Origin of the sequence: Hyphomonas polymorpha PS728, from assembly GCF_000685315.1 — a bacterium.
GTDB lineage: Bacteria > Pseudomonadota > Alphaproteobacteria > Caulobacterales > Hyphomonadaceae > Hyphomonas > Hyphomonas polymorpha.
In genome coordinates this window covers 35,535-51,347 of sequence record NZ_ARYM01000009.1, presented here as the reverse complement: position 1 = coordinate 51,347, position 15,813 = coordinate 35,535, and the positions used below count along the sequence as shown (strand labels likewise).

Annotated in this window: 22 protein-coding genes; 6 read left to right on the top strand and 16 right to left on the bottom strand. The window is 63.6% G+C overall.

All coding sequences use genetic code 11. The features are described 5' to 3' along the window. Window positions 1-13: 13 nt before the first annotated feature. Together mltA and HPO_RS08940 are read left to right on the top strand one after the other, a co-directional pair. Window positions 14-1,177, top strand: coding sequence for a murein transglycosylase A (gene mltA / locus HPO_RS08945; RefSeq protein ID WP_241767888.1), 1,164 nt, complete (start codon window positions 14-16; stop codon window positions 1,175-1,177). A gap of 4 nt (window positions 1,178-1,181) precedes the next feature. Further along, window positions 1,182-1,715 (top strand): Smr/MutS family protein, encoded by a 534-nt coding sequence (locus tag HPO_RS08940; protein WP_051612473.1) that lies wholly within the window; start codon window positions 1,182-1,184, stop codon window positions 1,713-1,715. Window positions 1,716-1,767: 52 nt separating this feature from the next. Here HPO_RS08940 and HPO_RS08935 read toward each other — a convergent pair whose 3' ends face one another. Both HPO_RS08935 and HPO_RS08930 read right to left on the bottom strand, forming a co-directional pair. After that, the gene (locus HPO_RS08935; protein WP_035597320.1) at window positions 1,768-2,439 is read right to left on the bottom strand and encodes a DUF1013 domain-containing protein; all 672 of its coding nucleotides are present in this window, start codon (window positions 2,437-2,439) and stop codon (window positions 1,768-1,770) included. 140 nt (window positions 2,440-2,579) lie between these two features. Next, window positions 2,580-3,554 (bottom strand): NAD(P)H-quinone oxidoreductase, encoded by a 975-nt coding sequence (locus HPO_RS08930; protein ID WP_035597317.1) that lies wholly within the window; start codon window positions 3,552-3,554, stop codon window positions 2,580-2,582. Between the two features lie 93 nt (window positions 3,555-3,647). On the opposite strand from HPO_RS08930, the gene HPO_RS08925 reads away from it, so the two are divergent. After that, window positions 3,648-3,833, top strand: coding sequence for a DUF1192 domain-containing protein (locus HPO_RS08925; RefSeq protein ID WP_035597314.1), 186 nt, complete (start codon window positions 3,648-3,650; stop codon window positions 3,831-3,833). A gap of 66 nt (window positions 3,834-3,899) precedes the next feature. Continuing rightward, a complete protein-coding gene (locus HPO_RS08920) occupies window positions 3,900-4,442 on the top strand; it encodes a DUF1465 family protein (RefSeq protein ID WP_035597310.1) in 543 nt (180 codons plus the stop codon). Window positions 4,443-4,476: 34 nt separating this feature from the next. Here HPO_RS08920 and HPO_RS08915 read toward each other — a convergent pair whose 3' ends face one another. After that, complete coding sequence (locus HPO_RS08915; RefSeq protein ID WP_035597307.1) at window positions 4,477-5,085, bottom strand: TetR/AcrR family transcriptional regulator; 609 nt, start codon at window positions 5,083-5,085, stop codon at window positions 4,477-4,479. Window positions 5,086-5,236: 151 nt separating this feature from the next. On the opposite strand from HPO_RS08915, the gene HPO_RS08910 reads away from it, so the two are divergent. Then, complete coding sequence (locus tag HPO_RS08910; protein WP_035597304.1) at window positions 5,237-5,860, top strand: carbonic anhydrase; 624 nt, start codon at window positions 5,237-5,239, stop codon at window positions 5,858-5,860. 76 nt (window positions 5,861-5,936) lie between these two features. On the opposite strand, the gene ppa is transcribed toward HPO_RS08910, so the two are convergent. The 12 genes from ppa to HPO_RS08850 all read right to left on the bottom strand — a co-directional run bounded on the left by ppa (window position 5,937) and on the right by HPO_RS08850 (window position 13,968). Beyond that, window positions 5,937-6,473, bottom strand: coding sequence for an inorganic diphosphatase (gene ppa, locus HPO_RS08905; RefSeq protein WP_035597301.1), 537 nt, complete (start codon window positions 6,471-6,473; stop codon window positions 5,937-5,939). A 134-nt stretch (window positions 6,474-6,607) separates the two neighbouring features. Continuing rightward, the gene (arsC, locus tag HPO_RS08900; protein WP_035597298.1) at window positions 6,608-7,027 is read right to left on the bottom strand and encodes an arsenate reductase (glutaredoxin); all 420 of its coding nucleotides are present in this window, start codon (window positions 7,025-7,027) and stop codon (window positions 6,608-6,610) included. Then, window positions 7,024-8,055, bottom strand: a complete 1,032-nt coding sequence (gene arsB / locus HPO_RS08895; RefSeq protein ID WP_035597296.1) for an ACR3 family arsenite efflux transporter — start codon at window positions 8,053-8,055, stop codon at window positions 7,024-7,026. Before arsB ends, arsC begins: the two co-directional genes overlap by 4 nt. A 6-nt stretch (window positions 8,056-8,061) precedes the next feature. Next, window positions 8,062-8,559 (bottom strand): ArsI/CadI family heavy metal resistance metalloenzyme, encoded by a 498-nt coding sequence (locus HPO_RS08890; RefSeq protein ID WP_035597293.1) that lies wholly within the window; start codon window positions 8,557-8,559, stop codon window positions 8,062-8,064. A gap of 24 nt (window positions 8,560-8,583) precedes the next feature. Then, entirely contained in the window at window positions 8,584-8,937 is a 354-nt protein-coding gene (locus HPO_RS08885; RefSeq protein WP_035597290.1) for an ArsR/SmtB family transcription factor, read from the bottom strand. A 44-nt stretch (window positions 8,938-8,981) separates the two neighbouring features. After that, a complete protein-coding gene (locus HPO_RS08880; RefSeq protein ID WP_035597288.1) occupies window positions 8,982-9,593 on the bottom strand; it encodes a 2OG-Fe(II) oxygenase family protein in 612 nt (203 codons plus the stop codon). A 30-nt stretch (window positions 9,594-9,623) separates the two neighbouring features. Continuing rightward, window positions 9,624-10,094, bottom strand: coding sequence for an SRPBCC family protein (locus HPO_RS08875; protein WP_035597285.1), 471 nt, complete (start codon window positions 10,092-10,094; stop codon window positions 9,624-9,626). Next, window positions 10,091-10,774 (bottom strand): glutathione S-transferase family protein, encoded by a 684-nt coding sequence (locus HPO_RS08870; protein ID WP_035597283.1) that lies wholly within the window; start codon window positions 10,772-10,774, stop codon window positions 10,091-10,093. The genes HPO_RS08875 and HPO_RS08870 overlap by 4 nt, the downstream gene beginning before the upstream one ends. Then, window positions 10,771-11,274: a VOC family protein gene (locus HPO_RS08865; RefSeq protein WP_035597280.1), complete on the bottom strand. Its 504-nt coding sequence runs from the start codon at window positions 11,272-11,274 to the stop codon at window positions 10,771-10,773. Before HPO_RS08865 ends, HPO_RS08870 begins: the two co-directional genes overlap by 4 nt. A 32-nt stretch (window positions 11,275-11,306) precedes the next feature. Then, a complete protein-coding gene (locus tag HPO_RS08860) occupies window positions 11,307-11,927 on the bottom strand; it encodes a TetR/AcrR family transcriptional regulator (protein WP_035597277.1) in 621 nt (206 codons plus the stop codon). 305 nt (window positions 11,928-12,232) lie between these two features. Continuing rightward, window positions 12,233-12,967 (bottom strand): inositol monophosphatase family protein, encoded by a 735-nt coding sequence (locus HPO_RS08855; protein ID WP_051612472.1) that lies wholly within the window; start codon window positions 12,965-12,967, stop codon window positions 12,233-12,235. A gap of 173 nt (window positions 12,968-13,140) precedes the next feature. Further along, complete coding sequence (locus HPO_RS08850) at window positions 13,141-13,968, bottom strand: class I SAM-dependent methyltransferase (RefSeq protein ID WP_035597274.1); 828 nt, start codon at window positions 13,966-13,968, stop codon at window positions 13,141-13,143. Window positions 13,969-14,144: 176 nt separating this feature from the next. Between HPO_RS08850 and HPO_RS08845 the strand changes: the two genes are divergently transcribed. Next, window positions 14,145-14,630, top strand: a complete 486-nt coding sequence (locus HPO_RS08845; protein ID WP_035597272.1) for an Hsp20 family protein — start codon at window positions 14,145-14,147, stop codon at window positions 14,628-14,630. Window positions 14,631-14,681: 51 nt separating this feature from the next. Here the strand turns inward: HPO_RS08845 and HPO_RS08840 are convergent, their stop codons facing one another. Beyond that, entirely contained in the window at window positions 14,682-15,707 is a 1,026-nt protein-coding gene (locus tag HPO_RS08840) for a glutathione S-transferase family protein (RefSeq protein ID WP_035597269.1), read from the bottom strand. Window positions 15,708-15,813 lie beyond the last annotated feature (106 nt).

Here is a 15,813-nt window from a genome sequence, read left to right as displayed (position 1 = left end):
AACCCCGCGTTCCGTGCCGCCACCTGCACCGCCGCCCGGCCAGCAGGTACCCGGCCTGTTTACGCCCCCGCCGGCCTCCAGCCCGGCAAGCTACCGCGATCTGCCCGGCTGGCAGGGCGCTCCGCTGGCCGCCTCGCTCGAGGCGTTCCGGCGCACCTGTGACCGGTTCTCGCGCCGCGCCTGGGACGCGCCGCTTTCGCGCAACGCCGCCTGGGCCGGAACAGCAGAAGACTGGGCCCCCGCATGCGCCTCGCTCTCCACCCCGCTGGATGACGCGGCCGCCCGGCGAGTGTTTGAATCCCTCTTCGTCCCGGTCGAGATCATCGACCCGGAAGGCAAGCCGCGCTTCACCGGCTATTTCGAGCCGATGTATGAAGCCCGCCGCTCGCCCGAGCCCGGTTTCACCGAACCTGTGCTCGCTCTGCCGTCTGATTTTGTCGCCAATGGGGACAGCCCGCTCCAGCGCCTGCCCAATGGCACCACCCGGCCTTATCCTCCGCGCGCGGAGATCACTTCAAACGTCTCTGCGCCGGTTATCGCCTGGGCCCATCCCTCGGATGTGTTCTTCCTGCAGGTGCAGGGCTCAGGCCGCCTCGTCTTTCCGGATGGCCATACGATGCGCGCCGCTTATGCCGCGCATAATGGCCAGCCTTTCAAATCTGTCGCCAACTGGCTGATCGAAACCGGCCGCATCACGCGGGGGGAGGGGTCGATGCAGGGCATCCGCGCCTGGATGGACCGTGCGTCCCCGGATGAAGTGCGCCAGGCCATGAACATCAATCCGCGTTTTGTCTTCTTCCAGTCATTGCCTGAAGGGGACGCCGCGCTGGGCCCCAACGGCGCGCACAATGTCCCGCTCACCCCGCTCGGTTCTATGGCGGTGGACCCATCCTTCCATGCGCTCGGCTTGCCGATGTTTGTGCAGACGACGGCGCCTGGCCTCGGCGGGGCCTGGTCCGGCCTGCTGATCGCGCAGGATACCGGCGGCGCCATCAAGGGCCCCGTGCGCGGCGACATCTATTTCGGCACCGGCTTTGACGCAGGCCAGCGCGCAGGCACGATGAATGCGCCCGGCCGCCTCTGGGTGCTGCTGCCGCGCAAGGTGGCCGAGCGGCTCTATCACAATCTCGGCGCCCGTCCCGTGGCTGCGCTCGAAACTGCGCCAGGCATGGGTTAAGCCGGTGAAAGGCCGCCGGCTCAGCGAAGAGGAGGCCCGCGCCTGGGCGAAAGTTGCCTCAACAGTGAAACGCATCGGCCCGCGCGAAGCGTCGCTGCCGGAGTTTCAGGCTGCGCTGGAAGCGGGCGAAGCCGAGCTGCGCGAAGAGAAAAAGCCCGCGCGCAAAACACCCCCGCGCGCCCTATCGCCAGAGCCCCCAGCCCCCAAAGTGCTGGTCCCGCCGGCAGACCGCGGCCGCGAAAAGCGGGTGCGGCGCGGCAAGCTAGACATCGCCGCCACCTTCGATCTGCACGGCCATACCCAGATCAGCGCGGCCCGCGCTCTGCCGGGCTTCCTTATTGCTCAGCAGGCAGATGGCGCGCGCTGCGTGCTCGTCATCACCGGCAAGGGGCGGGAAGGGCAGGGCGTGCTGCGCCGCAATTTCCTGCTCTGGCTGGAAAGCCCGGAGGCGCGCGCGCTCGTCTCCGGCTATGCCGAATCCCATCCCAAGCATGGCGGCAGCGGCGCCTTCTATGTCTTCCTGAGGCGGACGGAATAAAAAAGCCGGGCCCCGAAAGGCCCGGCTCTCAAAACTGTCTGTTACCAGAGGATCAGTCGAAGTCGCGGAACACGTCGGCGGCCGACACGTCCTTCTTGCGGATATCCTCTTCCTCGGCCTCGTAGGCGTCAGCGGTATCCTTGGCCGGGGTGAGGCCGGGGCCTTCCCCGCGCGCGGCGCGTTCGGCGTCCATCTTGCGGCGGCGGTCAGATGCCTTGGCGATCACCTCGTCCAGCTCGATCTGGCTGCAGAGGCCCAGCGTCACCGGGTCAACCGGGCGGATATTCTGGGCGTTCCAGTGAGACTTGTCGCGCACATTGTTGATCGTCGTCTTGGTGGTGCCGATCAGCTTGATGATCTGCGCGTCGGTCACTTCCGGGTGGTTGCGGATGAACCAGGCCACGGCGTCCGGCTTGTCCTGGCGGCGGATCACCGGTGTATAGCGGCTGCCCTTGCGCTTGGGCTGGGGAATGTGGGCAATCTTGGACTTGGCCACCTGCAGGTCATAGTCCGGGTTTTCCTCGCCCTTGGCGATCTCTTCGCGCGACAGCATACCCCCGGCAATCGGGTCAACGCCGCGCATGTTCTCGGCCACATCGCCATCAGCAATGCCTTTGACCTCAAGATGGTGCAGGCCGCAGAATTTCGCGATCTGCGCGAAGGTCAGCGTCGTGTTGTCGAGGAGCCAGACGGCGGTGGCGCGGGGCATCAGGACATCGGCCATGGAAGTCTCCTGTAATCTTTCCAAATCTGGGGCCTGAAATGCAACCGCCCGGCACGCGAGTGCCGGGCGGGATGAGGTTTCAGGCAAACTGTCAACCTTGAACGGGTTTATACGGCAAATGCGCCCCCTTGGGAAGCAGTCTATACCTTCAGCAGGATTTTCCCCGAATGGCCGCCCTTGTCCATATGGGCGAGGGCCACTTCTGCCTCGGCCAGGGAGTAGACCGTATCCAGCACCGGGCGGAGCTTCCCGCTGGCCACATGCGGCCAGAAATCCTTCTCCACAGCCGCGCGGATGCGGGATTTCTCCGGCACCGGCCGCGCCCGCAGGGTGGTGGCCATGAGGGAGAGCCGCTTCATCAGCACGAGCCCGAAATTCACCGTCGCCGTCATGCCGTTCTGATAGGCAATGTTGATGATCCGCCCATCGGCCTTGGCCGCGCCGATATTCTTCTGGATGTAATCCCCGCCCACCATGTCGAGGGTCACATCTGCGCCGCCCGCTTCCTTCACCACCTGTTCGAAATCCTGCGTGCGGTAATTGATGGCAATGTCGGCGCCCAGATCCCGGGCCAGCGCGCATTTGTCCTCTGATCCGGCCGTCCCGAAAATTTTCGAGGCGCCGTAAACCTTCGCCATCTGGATCGCCATCACGCCGATGCCGCTGGTGGCGCCGTGGCAGAGGAAGGTTTCGCCGGGTTTGAGGCCCGCCCGGTCAAACACATTGGCCCATGCCGTCATCATCGCTTCAGGGAAACAGGCCGCCGTCACAAGGTCGATGCTTTCCGGCACCGGCAGCACAGAGCCTTCATCCACCACTACATGGCTGGCATAGCCTCCGCCCGCCAGCAGCGCGCACACCCGGTCTCCCGTCTTGAAGCGCGACGCGCCCGGCCCGGCCGCCGCAACGACCCCGGAGACTTCCAGTCCCAGAATGTCCGACGCGCCCGGCGGGGGCGGATAGCGGCCCGCCCGCTGGGCAAGGTCTGCGCGGTTGAGGCCGGCAGCGGCCACCTCGATCAGGATTTCGCCGGGGCCGGGCACGGGCCGGGGCCGTTCAATCAGCGTCAGTGGCCCGCCGGGTTCGCCATGGGCGGCGGTCATGATTGCGGTCATCGGGGTAACTCCTTGCGCAGGTTTTAAGGCTCTCGGAGTCGCTTCTAGCCCGGCTTTCTGCTTTGATGAAACCAGTGAGACGGAGGCATCCCCATGGCACTCAATGATGAAGAGCCCGTCCTGGTGCGCAAGGCGCAGGCGCTCGATCAGATGTCGATCGATGAACTGGAAACGCGCATCGGTCAGTTGAAAGCTGAAATTCTGGCCTGCGAAGCCGAGATTGAAAAAAAGAAAGCGCAGAAACGCGCCGCAGATGCCCTGTTTGGTGGTAACAGTTAAGCGGGCCGAAACGGCTTGCGGGTTAAACCTGCAAAGATATGCCGCGAGAATGCGTGGAGAGATGTGATGGCAGAGCGCGATTTGGTTCCCCCGCAGTCGCTGGAGCCGTTCACGGGCGGCAAGCTTTTCGACACCGTGTTCACGCGCGGCATGGCCCTGGTTGAGGAAACGGCCGCCTATCTCGATGGCCCTGGCCGCGAGCAATCCAAAAACCTGCCGAGGGAAGCCAGCCTCACTTATTCGGCCTGGAGCATGGAGCTGACCACGCGTCTGATGCAGGCAGCCTCCTGGCTGGTGATGCAGAAGGCCGTGCGCGACGGCGATATGCTCCGCGAAGATGCCAGCGCCCGGAAATATCGTATCCGCCGGGACGAGCCCGCGCTTGATCCGGCAATGCAGGAGGGCAGGGGCCTGCCGCCCCGCTTCCTCGAACTCGTCGGCCGGGCCGAAGCCCTGTTCGAACAGATCTGCCGCCTGGATGAAGCGCTCTACCAGCCCGGCCACGGGGCCCCGTCAGCCAATCCGGTGTCCCAGCAGATCGCCGCGCTTCAGAAAGCGGCCGATACCGGCGCATTTGATCCGCTGATGATCTGGCGCCGCGCCAAGTAAGTTCCGGCGCCAGAACCGTTCAGCCTTCAGCCTGTCAGAATTGCGCGTAGGTCCGCAGGAAGGCAGTTGCCTGTTCGGCGCAGAAGCCTTCCTTCACCGGCGCGCGCGAGATGGTCAGGCGGTGGAAGATCGGCCCGAGCAGCTGTTCAAGCACATCATCCAGTTCGAAATCGCGGCGGATCACCCGTTTGGCCGCCAGTTCCGCCAGCAACATGCGCAGCGGCTGGCGAATGTCGCGGCCAACCCAGGCGCGCCAGACTTCGCCGGCATCCTTGTCATCGGCCGCCGCCAGCAGCGCCACCCGCAGAACGGCATGGCCATGGCCGGTGCGCGCGGCCGCTTCCAGCGGGATGATCAGCGCGGTGATGCGCTCCTGCGGGTCGCGCCCGCCATCCGGGGCGTCGGGGATCAGGGCAAGGGCGGCGTCCACGCACATCGCGCCGATGGAGGGCCACCAGCGATAGATCGTCTGTTTTGAGGCGCTGGCCCGCTTGGCGACCGAATCGACACTGAACCCGCGCCAGCCATTCTCCGCCATCTCGTCGCGCGCGGCTTCCAGAATGGCCGCTTTCGACACTTCGCTGCGCGTCGGGCCTTTGCGGGAGCGTGAGGGCGTGCTCGGGGTCTCGGTCGGCGTGCTCATCTCTGGTTCTCCATGGCGGCCTGCCTTGATAAACCGGATTCGGCCCTCAGGCGAGACTGACCGTTCCGTGTTAACGAGGATTCGTTTCAAATTTGCTTGCGCCGCAGCAATTTTTGGGCGATCCGCGCGTCCGACAGCTTGGAGAACTGGGATGAAAACCGTTGATGACATGATCACCGGCTACCGGCGCTTCCGCTCCGGTGCCTATGCCGAGCAGGTAGAACTCTATCAGCAGCTGAGCCAGGGTCAGGACCCGGACATCATGCTGATCGGCTGTGCCGATAGCCGCGCAGAGCCTTCGGACATTTTCAATGCGGCCCCCGGACAGATGTTCGTGGTGCGCAACGTGGCCAATCTGGTGCCGCCCTATCAGCCCAATGGCGGGCTGCACGGGGTTTCGGCGGCGCTCGAATTTGCCGTCAACATTCTCAAGGTGAAGATCATCGTGGTGATGGGCCATGGCGGTTGCGGCGGTGTCACCGCCTCCCTTACCAAGAATGACAGCCCACTGATCGGCGAGTTTGTGGCCCCTTGGGTGAAGCTGCTCGATGAAGCGCGGGAGCGCGTGCTGGCCAGCCAGCCGGTAAACCCGCAATTTGCCCTCGAGCTGGAAGGCATTGAAACCTCCATCGAAAACCTGATGACCTTCCCATTTGTCCGTGAAAAGGTCGAAGCCGGAACGCTGGAAATCCACGGCGCCTGGTTTGCCATCCGGCACGGCGAACTGCATTGGCGCAACCCGCGCTCGAAACGCTTCGAGATCGTCGCGCCGTAACCCCGCCAGGCGGTAAAAACAAAACGGCCCGGAAGGATGATCCCTCCGGGCCGTTTTCGTTTCGGAAGGCGAAGCCTTACTTGGAGTTTGCCTGCTCGCGGGCCACGGCTTCGCGGATCAGCTCGCGCGCCTTTTCGATGCCCTGCCAGCCATCGATGCGGGTCCACTTGCCTTTTTCGAGGTCTTTGTAGTGCTCGAAGAAGTGCTGGATCTTGTCGCAGAGGGTCTGCGGCAGGTCGTGATAGGTTGAGATCTTGTCGTAATAGCCCGTCAGTTTCGGGTGCGGAACGGCGAGGATCTTCTCGTCCTGGCCCTTGTCATCGGTCATCATCAGCACGCCCACGGGGCGCGCGCGCAGGACAGAACCGGGCACCAGCGGGCGGTTGCCCACCACCATCACGTCCACCGGATCACCATCCAGGCTCAGCGTGTGGGGCACGAAGCCGTAATTACAGGGATAGCGCATCTCGGTGTAGAGGAAGCGGTCGACGAACATCGCGCCGGAGGCCTTGTCGATCTCGTATTTGATCGCGTCGCCGCCAAGGGGCACTTCGATCAGAACGTTGATGTCGTCAGGCGGATTTTGGCCGGCGGATATTTTGGAAAGGTCCATAGCGCGTCGCGTCCTTCGCTGTGGGAGGGCAGGAAAGTTCGGCGCTCCGATGAACTGCAGAAGGCTTCAGGTCAAGGCCCGGATCGTTAAACTGCCCATTCGGGGTAGGCGAGAGACCCCCTACAGGGGCAGTTTCAGCCCATCCTGCGCCCCTCGGCGTCAAGGATCATCTCGCCGTCTTCCTTGTAGATGGGGCCGGGCGGCATCGTTTCCAGCAGGTCCAGAACCAGCTCGCTCGGGCGGCAGAGGCGCACGCCCTTCGGGCTGCACACGATGGGCCGGTTGACGAGGACTGGATGCTTCAGCATTGCCGCCAGGATTGTCTCGTCGCTGACGCCGGGCTCCAGCAGGCCCAGCTCCTTTGCCGGAGACTTTGTTTCGCGCAATGCGGCGCGCGGCGTGAGGCTCGCCGCGGCGAAAAGACCGAGCAGCTGAGCCCGGCTCCAGCCTTCTGCCAGATATTCGACCACCACGGGGGTCTCGCCGCTCGCCTCGATGATGGCGAGCACATTGCGCGAGGTGCCGCAGTCAGGATTGTGATGGATGACGATCATGCCGTTTCCTCCTCCTTGAAGGCGCTGCGGGTGCGGTTGGCGAAGGCGACAAGCGTCAGCATCACCGGTACTTCAACCAGCACCCCGACCACCGTTGCCAGGGCCGCGCCGGAGTTGAGCCCAAACAGGCTGATCGCGACGGCCACAGCCAGCTCGAAAAAGTTCGACGTGCCGATCAGCGCGCAGGGCGCGGCCACTTTGTGCGGCACTTTCCAGGCCCAGGCCGCCGCATAGGCAAGGGCGAAGATGCCGTAGGACTGGATGAGGATCGGCACGGCGATCAGCACAATGACAAGGGGTGAGGCGAGAATGGTCCCGCTCTGAAATCCGAACAGAAGCACCACCGTCGCCAGAAGGCCGATCACGGAGAGCGGCTTTATCCTTTGCGTGAACCCGTCCACGGCGCCCGTCCCGCCCCGCTTCATCAGCCAGCTGCGCATGATCACTCCGGCAATCAGCGGGATCACGACATAGAGCAATACTGACAGGATCAGCGTTTCCCAGGGAACGAAGATGTCTGTCACGCCGAGCAGCAGCGCAACGATCGGTGCAAAGGCAAACACCATCACGGCATCATTCACGCTCACCTGCACCAGCGTATAGTTCGGGTCGCCTCTCGTCAGTTGAGACCAGACAAACACCATCGCCGTACACGGCGCAGCGCCCAGCAGGATCAGCCCCGCGATATAGCCTTCGGCATCCTCCGGCGGGATCAGCCCGGCAAATACATGCCGGAAGAACACAACCCCCAGAAGCGCCATGCTGAACGGCTTGATCAGCCAGTTGACCGTCAGGGTAATGATCAGGCCCTTTGGCCTCTCGCCCACGCGCCGCATGGCGGAGAAATCCACCCCGATCATCATTGGCCAGACCATCGCCCAGATCAGCACGGCAACGGCGAAATTCACATTGGCATATTCCAGCGCCGCCAACGCCTGAAAGGCGCCCGGCACAAGCAGGCCAAGACCGATCCCTGCAAGGATGCAGAGACCGACCCAGACCGAAAGGTATTTTTCAAACGCCCCCATTGATCCTTACCCGCAACAACCGGCAGGGGTGGTTTCGGCCTTCGGGGCCGGGGCCGGGCAGCAGGCCGTCGCCGGAATCGCCATGCCAGTCGGCGTTGCGGCCAGGCGCCCGCCTTCAATCTCTGGCCCGCCGCCATACACGGCGCTTTCGCCAACGGTGTGGAACACTTCCCAGGGCACGCCCGCCGGATCATTCACCCAGCTCTTTTCGGACTGCGCATAGCAGCACACCGTCGCGCCCTCTTCCAGCACCGGCGCATCGGCCGCTTTCAGCCGGGCATACACCTCGGTCAGCTCCTCGCCCGTTTCCGCCTGGATGCCGAGATGCTCCACGCCCGGCGATGCGCCCCGCGCGCTGATCGCGAGGTTCACCCGCGGATCCTCCAGCATCCATTTGGCATAATCTTCCTTCAGCACCGTAGGCTGGGCGGCAAACAGCGTCGAATAGAACGCCACTGAGCGTGGCAGATCTTCCACCGCAATGTGAACATGCAGGCGTTTCATGGGATGTCCTTTCTTCCCGGAAAGTCAGCAGCAGCGCGACTGCGCCGCCTCAAGCACAGGCGTGCAAATCTCGCTGCGCCCCTGGCAGCAATCTTCCATCAGGAACACAATCAGTCCGCTGATGGCCTCATATTGAGCTTTGTAGATGATCGACCGGCCCTGCCGCGTGCCTTCGATCAGGCCGGCATTGGACAGCAGCGTCAACTGCGCCGAAAGCGTATTGGGCGGCACGCCGAGGGCGGCGGCTATCTCCCCGGCGGGCAGGCCGTCAGGCCCCGCCTTGATCAGCAGGCGGAACAGCGCCAGCCGGTTTTCCTGAGCCAGGGCGGAAAGCTGCGCCAATGCAGCCGATTGCGAGAGGGTGGTTTTCGATTCCATATTTCCAATATCGTGGAAATATGGAAAAGGTCAAGCAGCGATTTTCATCCCCGCCGCTTCAGCCCGTAATTGAAGCTGACGGAGATGCGCGCCTCGTCTGTCCGGCTCGGCATCACCTCATGGCGCAGCCAGCTTTCCCACAACAGGCAATGGCCTTCGCGCGGCTGCACATAAACAAACCGCCGCGCCTCTTCCGGCGCATCCTCGCGCAGCTGCGGCGCCGCCATCATCATCGCCAGCCGCGGGTCTTCATACTTGATCCGGCCTGCGCCTTCGGGCACCGCCACATAATAGGTGCCCGAGATCACACTCCCGGGATGTATGTGCCCGGAATGATGCCCGCCTTCGCCCAGGATATTCACCCAGATCGCGTCGAGCGTCAGGGAAAGCCCGTCCATGTCCCAGGAGTGATCGCGCGCAAATTTCGCCGCCGCCTTGTCCAGATGTTTCTTCAGCTCGGCAAATTCGGGAAAGCGCTCGGGCAGGTCGTCAAGCGAGGCATAGGACGTATACCCATCATACCCCTCCGCCTCGCACCAGGCATTCCCCGCCGCGTCTTCCTCTTCCAGCAGCCAGGCGCACCGCTCCAGCCCCTCGCGCAGGGCCGCACTGCCAATCTTCAATTCCTCGATCCGGGTGGCAAACAGAACGCGCATGGGCAGGGGCCTCCAAAGCTTCCCGCGCCCTTACAATCCCTTGGCGAGGGCTTCAAGCTGATCGGCCGCCATCCGCCAGCCCTCATGAAAGCCCATGACCTCATGTTCCTTCATCGCTTCCTCGCTCCAGTGCAGCGCGCGCCAGATGTAATGCGTGCGGCCCTCGCCGGCGTCTGCAAACAGCGTTTCGCAGGTCAGGAACGGCCGCTCGGAAGGCACCCATCCCGGAAGGAATGCATCGGTCGTCACGATCCGTTTCATCGGCGTCACGTCCAGGAATACGCCGAGATTCTCAAACCGCTCCCCCTCCGGGCCGTTCATCACGCTATAGCTTTCCCCGCCGGGCCGCAGGTCCATCCGCGCATCGGTCACATACCAGGGCTTGGGACAGAACCATTTCTCCAGCAGGGCAGGCTCGGTCCAGCAACGCCACACCTTTTCCAAGGGCGCGTCCATCACCCGCTCATGGGTCAGAACGAATTTCGGTTCGTGAGAAGTCATGCGGTGTCGCTTTCCTTGAGAGGTTGGGCCTGTTGAGCCTGGGATTGGGTGAAAAGGGCGCGCTGGGCGTCAAAGGCCCGGGTGAAAGCGGGCCGGCTTTCTCCGCGCGCCACATAGGCGGCAATCGCCGGCCAGGCCTCAAGCAGGCCCGTACTATTCAGCCGGCGCAGCACACTGATCATCATCAGGTCGCCCGCGCTGAACGCCCCCTCCAGCCAGTCAGCCTCGCCGAGGTGCCGGGAAAGATCACCCAGCCGGTCATGGATGCGCGCTTCCAGAAGGGCCCGCCGCTCGTCATGCCAGGGCTTCTCCTTCTCCAGCACGCCTGCAAGGCTGTAATCAAACACCGGCGGCTCCACCGTGTTGAGCGCGGCAAACATCCAGGCCATCGCCCGTGCCCGCGCGGCTTCTTCCGCAGGCAGAAGGGCAGGGCAGTGCCCGGCAATGTGAAGAACGATGGCGCCCGATTCAAAAAGGGTCAGCCTCTCTTCCTCATAGGCCGGTATCTGCCCGAAAGGCTGGCGCGCCTTGTGCGCCGCTCCTTTCATCTCGGCAAAGGAAACAGAGCGCACCTCATAAGCCCGCCCCGCTTCTTCCAGCGCCCAGCGTACCGGCATGTCCCGCGCAAGGCCCCGGCCGCGGTCGGGCGAGTTTGCAAAGACGGTGATCGTGGGGGTCATGAGCGGCTGAGTCGCTCTGGGCGCGCGGCGGCTTCCAGCGCGGCAATATCAATCTTCGTCATCCCCAGCATCGCGGTCATCGCGCGCTCGGCGGTGCCTGGATCATCTGACCAGACAAGCTCCTCCAGGCGCCGGGGCGATACCTGCCAGGAAAGCCCGAACCGGTCCTTGCACCAACCGCACTGGCTGGCGCTTCCGCCCCCCGCAATCAGCGCGTCCCAATAGTAATCCACCTCTTCCTGCGTTTCGCATTCGATCAACAGGGAGAAGGCTTCCGTCTGCGGAAATACCGGCCCGCCATTGATCGCGGCAAACTTCTGTCCCCGGATGGTAAACTCCACCACCATGACCGCGCCCTTGGGCACCCCTGGATTGTGGGGATTGTCCGCCGGCGCGCGCCGGACAGCCTCAATCCGGCTATCGGGGAAAAGACCGGTGTAAAATTCGGCGGCCTCCAGCGCATCATTGTCGAACCAGAGATTGGGAACGAGGGTCAGCATGGGCGCTTCCTTTTTGCGGAGAGGGGGCGGGTTTAAGCCGCCGGTTCGAAAAGCTGGCAGATATACCGGCGCAGGTGATCAAGGCTGGCCTGCGCGGGGCCGGCGTCCCCGCTCGCCTTGGCCAGGATGAAGGCGCCCTGCGTTACTGCCACAATGTGCTGTGCCAGGCTCTGCGCGCTCCAGCCGCCCGCCGCGCCCCCGGAAAGTCCGTGTGCGGCCATCGCCGCTTCAATATCTGGCACCAGCCTCTCGCCATGCCGGCGCATGCTGTCCCAGGTGGCCGCCGCCACAGGCGGGCTGGTCGCCCAGGCTTCCTGCGCCATGGTGCCCACGAAGCAGGTAAACTCGGCAATCTCCCCGCTCATCATCTCGCGGCGAAAGTCGATATAACCGAGCAGGCGGGCGAGCGGATCAGCAGGCTGATGATAAGGCGCGGTCTCGAAGAAGGCCTCGGTCACCGCGCTCCAATGGTCTGCGGCGGCGGCGGCCAGCTCCTCCTTGCTCTTGAAATGATGAAAGAACGCGCCCTTGGAAACCCCGGCCGCCGCGCAGATCTCATCCACACTCGTCGCGGAAAGCCCCTGCCGCCGCACCAGCCCGAATGCAGCCTCCATCAGATTGTCGCGCGTCTGCGGATTTGCCTTCCGGGCCATGCGTGGGTGCTCCTTGAAGGAATACATACCAACCAGTCGGTATTGCTGTCAAGCAAGCTCAACTCGACACCCGTGCGCCCCTGTCCGAAGACGCCCTCGCGAAGGCAGGGACCTGGACTTGAACCCGGCCGATCGGGAATTGGACGGCAACGCCGGTTTGCAACGCGTAGGGCGGATAGAGCGTAGCGAAATCCGCCATCGCCAAACACAGCGCCCGTGTGCGCCGGATTTCGGCTTCCCAGCCTCTATCCGACCTACGAGCCGCGAAGTGATCCGATACTCAGGAAGGCGGGAAGGAAATAGCGTCAGATCAGATCAGGCCAGCGCGCATCAACGCTGTAGCGACCCGGCGCAACCTGTCTGATCGCGACGGTCATGCCGGCTTCGCGGCAGATGATTTCGGCAGCGGCAACATCCCAAAGGCCGCAACCATGCTCGATATATCCGCTCAACCTACCCAGAGCAGCAGAGGCGAGTGAAAAGACGGCGCAGCGATAGCGCACGACGGCAAACCCTTTCGCTCGAAAGAGCTGGGCTCTTGAATCGGTATCGGAGCCCGCCTCAAAATCGTTTTCTCCCAGGGCGATGAGTTTTGGGGCCCTCAAGGGGCGGCGTTGGGCAACGGGCTGCCCGTTCACACGCAGCCCGCCTTTGGCTTCTGCCGAAAGCAGGAGTCCGAGTTCCGGCAGGGCAATCGCGCCCAGCACAGAGCGGCCATTTTGTAGATACCCGGCTGAAATGCCCCATATGGGCAGGCCCAACACATAGTTCGTGGTCCCATCAATCGGGTCAATTGCCCAGCCCGTTGCGGTCTCGTCCAGGGCGCCGCCTTTTTCCTCGCCGAGAATACGGGCGCCCTTGAAGGCCGCTGTAATTTCCCCGCGAAGCAGATCTTCGACTTCGATGTCCGCGTTGGTGACAAACTGACCCCTGGATTTTTCATCGACGATCAGCGTGTCGCGCATTGCCGAGTGCGCCATTGCCAAGTCTGCGGCCCGCCGCATGATGGTTTCAATCTGGCCAGGCGTGGGCAGGTCCATGTCCGGAGCATGGCGCCGAGGCGGGGCAGGGTAAAGCGCCCGTTTGAAGCCCCGTTGGAGATTTTGCCCCGTTCCTTGGAGTTTCCGTTGGAGTTTTTCCGGCGCGCTTGTCCCCAAAGAAAAAGCCCGCCGCGGAGGGGTCCGGGCGGGCTTTGTCAGGGAAGGGCGGGGCCCTATTCCGGCTTGCGGAACTTCAGGGTCATCCGGTCGCTTTCGCCGATGGCCTTGTATTTCTCCGGGTCAAAGCCCTCGATGGTCACCCCCTCGCGGCCAGAGGTGGCGCTGTTGGGCGGCAGGGTCCACACGCCGAAGGGGTGGTCGGCGGTGTCGGCCGGGTTGGCGTTGATTTCGCTCGCTTCCACGAATTCAAAACCGGCGGCGGTGGCCAGGCGGTGTTCCACCACGCCCAGGGTGCCGCCGGGCTTCAGCGCGGCATAGGCGTCGGTGAAGAATTTCTCGGTATAGCCGCCGGCCATCCAGTTATGAATGTTGCGGAAGGTCAGCACGGCGTCGGCCGTGCCCGCCTCGGTCAGCGGGCCGGACGTAGCGGAAAACGCTGAATATTCAATGGTTCCAAAGCGCGGGTCGGCATAGGCGGCCTGGAATTCGGCCAGGCGCTCCTCCATCCGGGCGCGCCGCTCGGCGTCGTCCACGGAGGCGATGTCAAAGCCGGCGGCCACCAGCGTGCCGCCGCCAGACGCCAGCCAGGGCGCCAGGATATTGGTATACCAGCCACCGCCCGGCCAGATCTCGACCACCTTGTCCCCTGCTTCGACGCCGAAGAATTCCAGCGTCTCCACCGGGTGGCGCCACTGGTCACGCGCCTTTTCCTCGGGCGAGCGCAGGTCGGAATTGACGATGTCGGCCAGGCTGGTGGCGGGCGCAGCCTCCGTTGTTGCGGTTTCGGCGGCGCCATCTGCGGGCGTTTCGGCCGGCGGGGCTGCCTGGTTGCAGGCGGCCAGCATCGCCGCCGAAGCGGCCATCAGCATCAGTTTTTTCATAAAACGTCTCCATCCCAGGGGTCTTGATACACCTCCTACGCTACCCACATAGGGCTTGTCACGGTGCCGCAAAGCGGGCCGGGGCCGGAAGAGGTGCCAGCGCCATGTGAACGGGCTGGAGTTTCGCTTCCCCTCCGAAAAACTCCAACCACAGTTGCTTTTGAGAGGACTGTAAAATGAGCAATATCGATCTCACCCCCCTGTATCGCACCATGGTCGGCTTTGACCGTCTCGCTGGCATGATCGATCAGGCCTCCCGCCTCGACGGGACGCAGGGCTATCCCCCCTATAATATCGAGAAAGTCGACGAAAACGCCTTCGCCATCGAAATCGCCGTCGCCGGGTTTACCGAGGCTGACCTCGAAATCGAAACCAAGGAAGGCCTGCTTACGGTCGCCGGCAAGAAAGGCGAAACCGAAGACGGCAACGGCCGCAATTTCCTCCATCGCGGCATCGCCCAGCGCAGCTTCATCCGCCGCTTCCAGCTGGCCGATCACGTTCTCGTGACCGCCGCCAGCCTTGAGCATGGCGTGCTGCGCATCGACCTCATCCGCGAGATCCCGGAAGAGAAGAAAGCCCGCAAGATCGAAATCGGCACGGGCACCTCTGCCAAGGGTCCGAAACTGATCGGCAAGAAGTCCGCCACAGACAACGCAGCTTAAATCAGCTTACAGCGTTTGCCGTGAGGCGACGGAACGGAAGGCCCTCGCAGCTCAGGCTGCGGGGGTCTTTTCCTTTGTGCGCGGCTCGGCGAAGTAGCCGTCCGCTCCCGCTTCAGCCAGGAAGGCGGCAAGGCCTTCAGCCTCTTTCGCCCCGCGCACCCGGTCGCGCAGCTTCTGGAAAGAGCGCCCGGCATAATTCTGCGTCGCCTGTTCGAACACGCCGCCTTCCAGCGTCACCGAAAACCGCTTGGCCTGGCGTCCGGCGCTCGCCGCATTGGCATTCGCCCAGGGCAGATAGGCGCGGGCGACATCGCCCTCGAACAACGCCAGCAGCGTGGGCTTCAGTGCGTCCAGCTCGGCAAACGGCCCGCCTGCCTTGGGATCAGCCATATTCTCGCACCACGCTACCACGAAAGGCGCCCGGTCATTCAGCCAGGCCGCCGGCGTCGGGTCGGTCAGCATCTGCTGGAACTGCGCGGCCAGCGCGAAGTCCGCCGCCGATGGGCGCCCGCCGAGCAGGAACAGATGTTCCTTCAGATGGTCGTTAAGGCGCAGCGCAAAGTTGCGATAAGACGCCTCCAGCGCCGGGGCATTGTCTGCTTCTGCGCCCACAAGCGGCAGACGCGCCAGCATCCGCTCGGCAATCTGCTTGGCCGGGGTCTTGTACGCGCGCGGGCGTTTGCCGCCGTTCAGCTGCACCAGCACGCGAATGGAGGCCGCGTCCCGGTCAGGCATCTGGCCCCAGCGCTGCTGGAACATCGCCTTGTTCAGCCATTCGTCCGCATAGTCCTCAAGGATCAGCGAGATAAGGGCGAGCGTGGCATCTTCCGGCTGGATCGCGGGCTCTGGATGGGCCTTGTCGAGGATCGACAGGATCTGCGTGGAATCCTGGTTCACCTTGCCTTCGGGCGAAACCAGCAGCGGCACCGTCGGCGCCTTGGCCAGTTCGCGGAACTCGGCGTCATTGGCGCTGCAGCGGGCGACCCATTCGAAGTCGAGCCCCTTGTAACGCAACGCCGCGCGCACCTTGAAAGAGTAGGGCGACGTGTCAGCGCCAAAGAGTCTGTAGCCGGCCATCAGAAAAATCTCTCGGGAAACATGGGGTCTCTCTAGGCAGTTCACTTCCCGCTGCCAAGCATAGTTTGCCGCAAACGCTGTTCCCCGGTATGCGCTGTTGCAACAG

Coding starts and splice junctions, on each gene's coding strand:
- HPO_RS08870 (WP_035597283.1), bottom strand. CDS start 10,774: ATGACCCCCACGATCACCGTCTTTGCAAACTCGCCCGACCGCGGCCGG.
- HPO_RS08910 (WP_035597304.1), top strand. CDS start 5,237: ATGAAAACCGTTGATGACATGATCACCGGCTACCGGCGCTTCCGCTCC.
- HPO_RS08860 (WP_035597277.1), bottom strand. CDS start 11,927: ATGGCCCGGAAGGCAAATCCGCAGACGCGCGACAATCTGATGGAGGCT.
- arsC (WP_035597298.1), bottom strand. CDS start 7,027: ATGATCGTCATCCATCACAATCCTGACTGCGGCACCTCGCGCAATGTG.
- HPO_RS08850 (WP_035597274.1), bottom strand. CDS start 13,968: ATGAAAAAACTGATGCTGATGGCCGCTTCGGCGGCGATGCTGGCCGCC.
- HPO_RS08845 (WP_035597272.1), top strand. CDS start 14,145: ATGAGCAATATCGATCTCACCCCCCTGTATCGCACCATGGTCGGCTTT.
- HPO_RS08865 (WP_035597280.1), bottom strand. CDS start 11,274: ATGCTGACCCTCGTTCCCAATCTCTGGTTCGACAATGATGCGCTGGAG.
- HPO_RS08880 (WP_035597288.1), bottom strand. CDS start 9,593: ATGCGCGTTCTGTTTGCCACCCGGATCGAGGAATTGAAGATTGGCAGT.
- HPO_RS08885 (WP_035597290.1), bottom strand. CDS start 8,937: ATGGAATCGAAAACCACCCTCTCGCAATCGGCTGCATTGGCGCAGCTT.
- HPO_RS08855 (WP_051612472.1), bottom strand. CDS start 12,967: ATGGACCTGCCCACGCCTGGCCAGATTGAAACCATCATGCGGCGGGCC.
- arsB (WP_035597296.1), bottom strand. CDS start 8,055: ATGGGGGCGTTTGAAAAATACCTTTCGGTCTGGGTCGGTCTCTGCATC.
- HPO_RS08890 (WP_035597293.1), bottom strand. CDS start 8,559: ATGAAACGCCTGCATGTTCACATTGCGGTGGAAGATCTGCCACGCTCA.
- ppa (WP_035597301.1), bottom strand. CDS start 6,473: ATGGACCTTTCCAAAATATCCGCCGGCCAAAATCCGCCTGACGACATC.
- HPO_RS08935 (WP_035597320.1), bottom strand. CDS start 2,439: ATGGCCGATGTCCTGATGCCCCGCGCCACCGCCGTCTGGCTCCTCGAC.
- HPO_RS08925 (WP_035597314.1), top strand. CDS start 3,648: ATGGCACTCAATGATGAAGAGCCCGTCCTGGTGCGCAAGGCGCAGGCG.
- HPO_RS08840 (WP_035597269.1), bottom strand. CDS start 15,707: ATGGCCGGCTACAGACTCTTTGGCGCTGACACGTCGCCCTACTCTTTC.
- HPO_RS08920 (WP_035597310.1), top strand. CDS start 3,900: ATGGCAGAGCGCGATTTGGTTCCCCCGCAGTCGCTGGAGCCGTTCACG.
- HPO_RS08915 (WP_035597307.1), bottom strand. CDS start 5,085: ATGAGCACGCCGACCGAGACCCCGAGCACGCCCTCACGCTCCCGCAAA.
- HPO_RS08930 (WP_035597317.1), bottom strand. CDS start 3,554: ATGACCGCAATCATGACCGCCGCCCATGGCGAACCCGGCGGGCCACTG.
- HPO_RS08875 (WP_035597285.1), bottom strand. CDS start 10,094: ATGACTTCTCACGAACCGAAATTCGTTCTGACCCATGAGCGGGTGATG.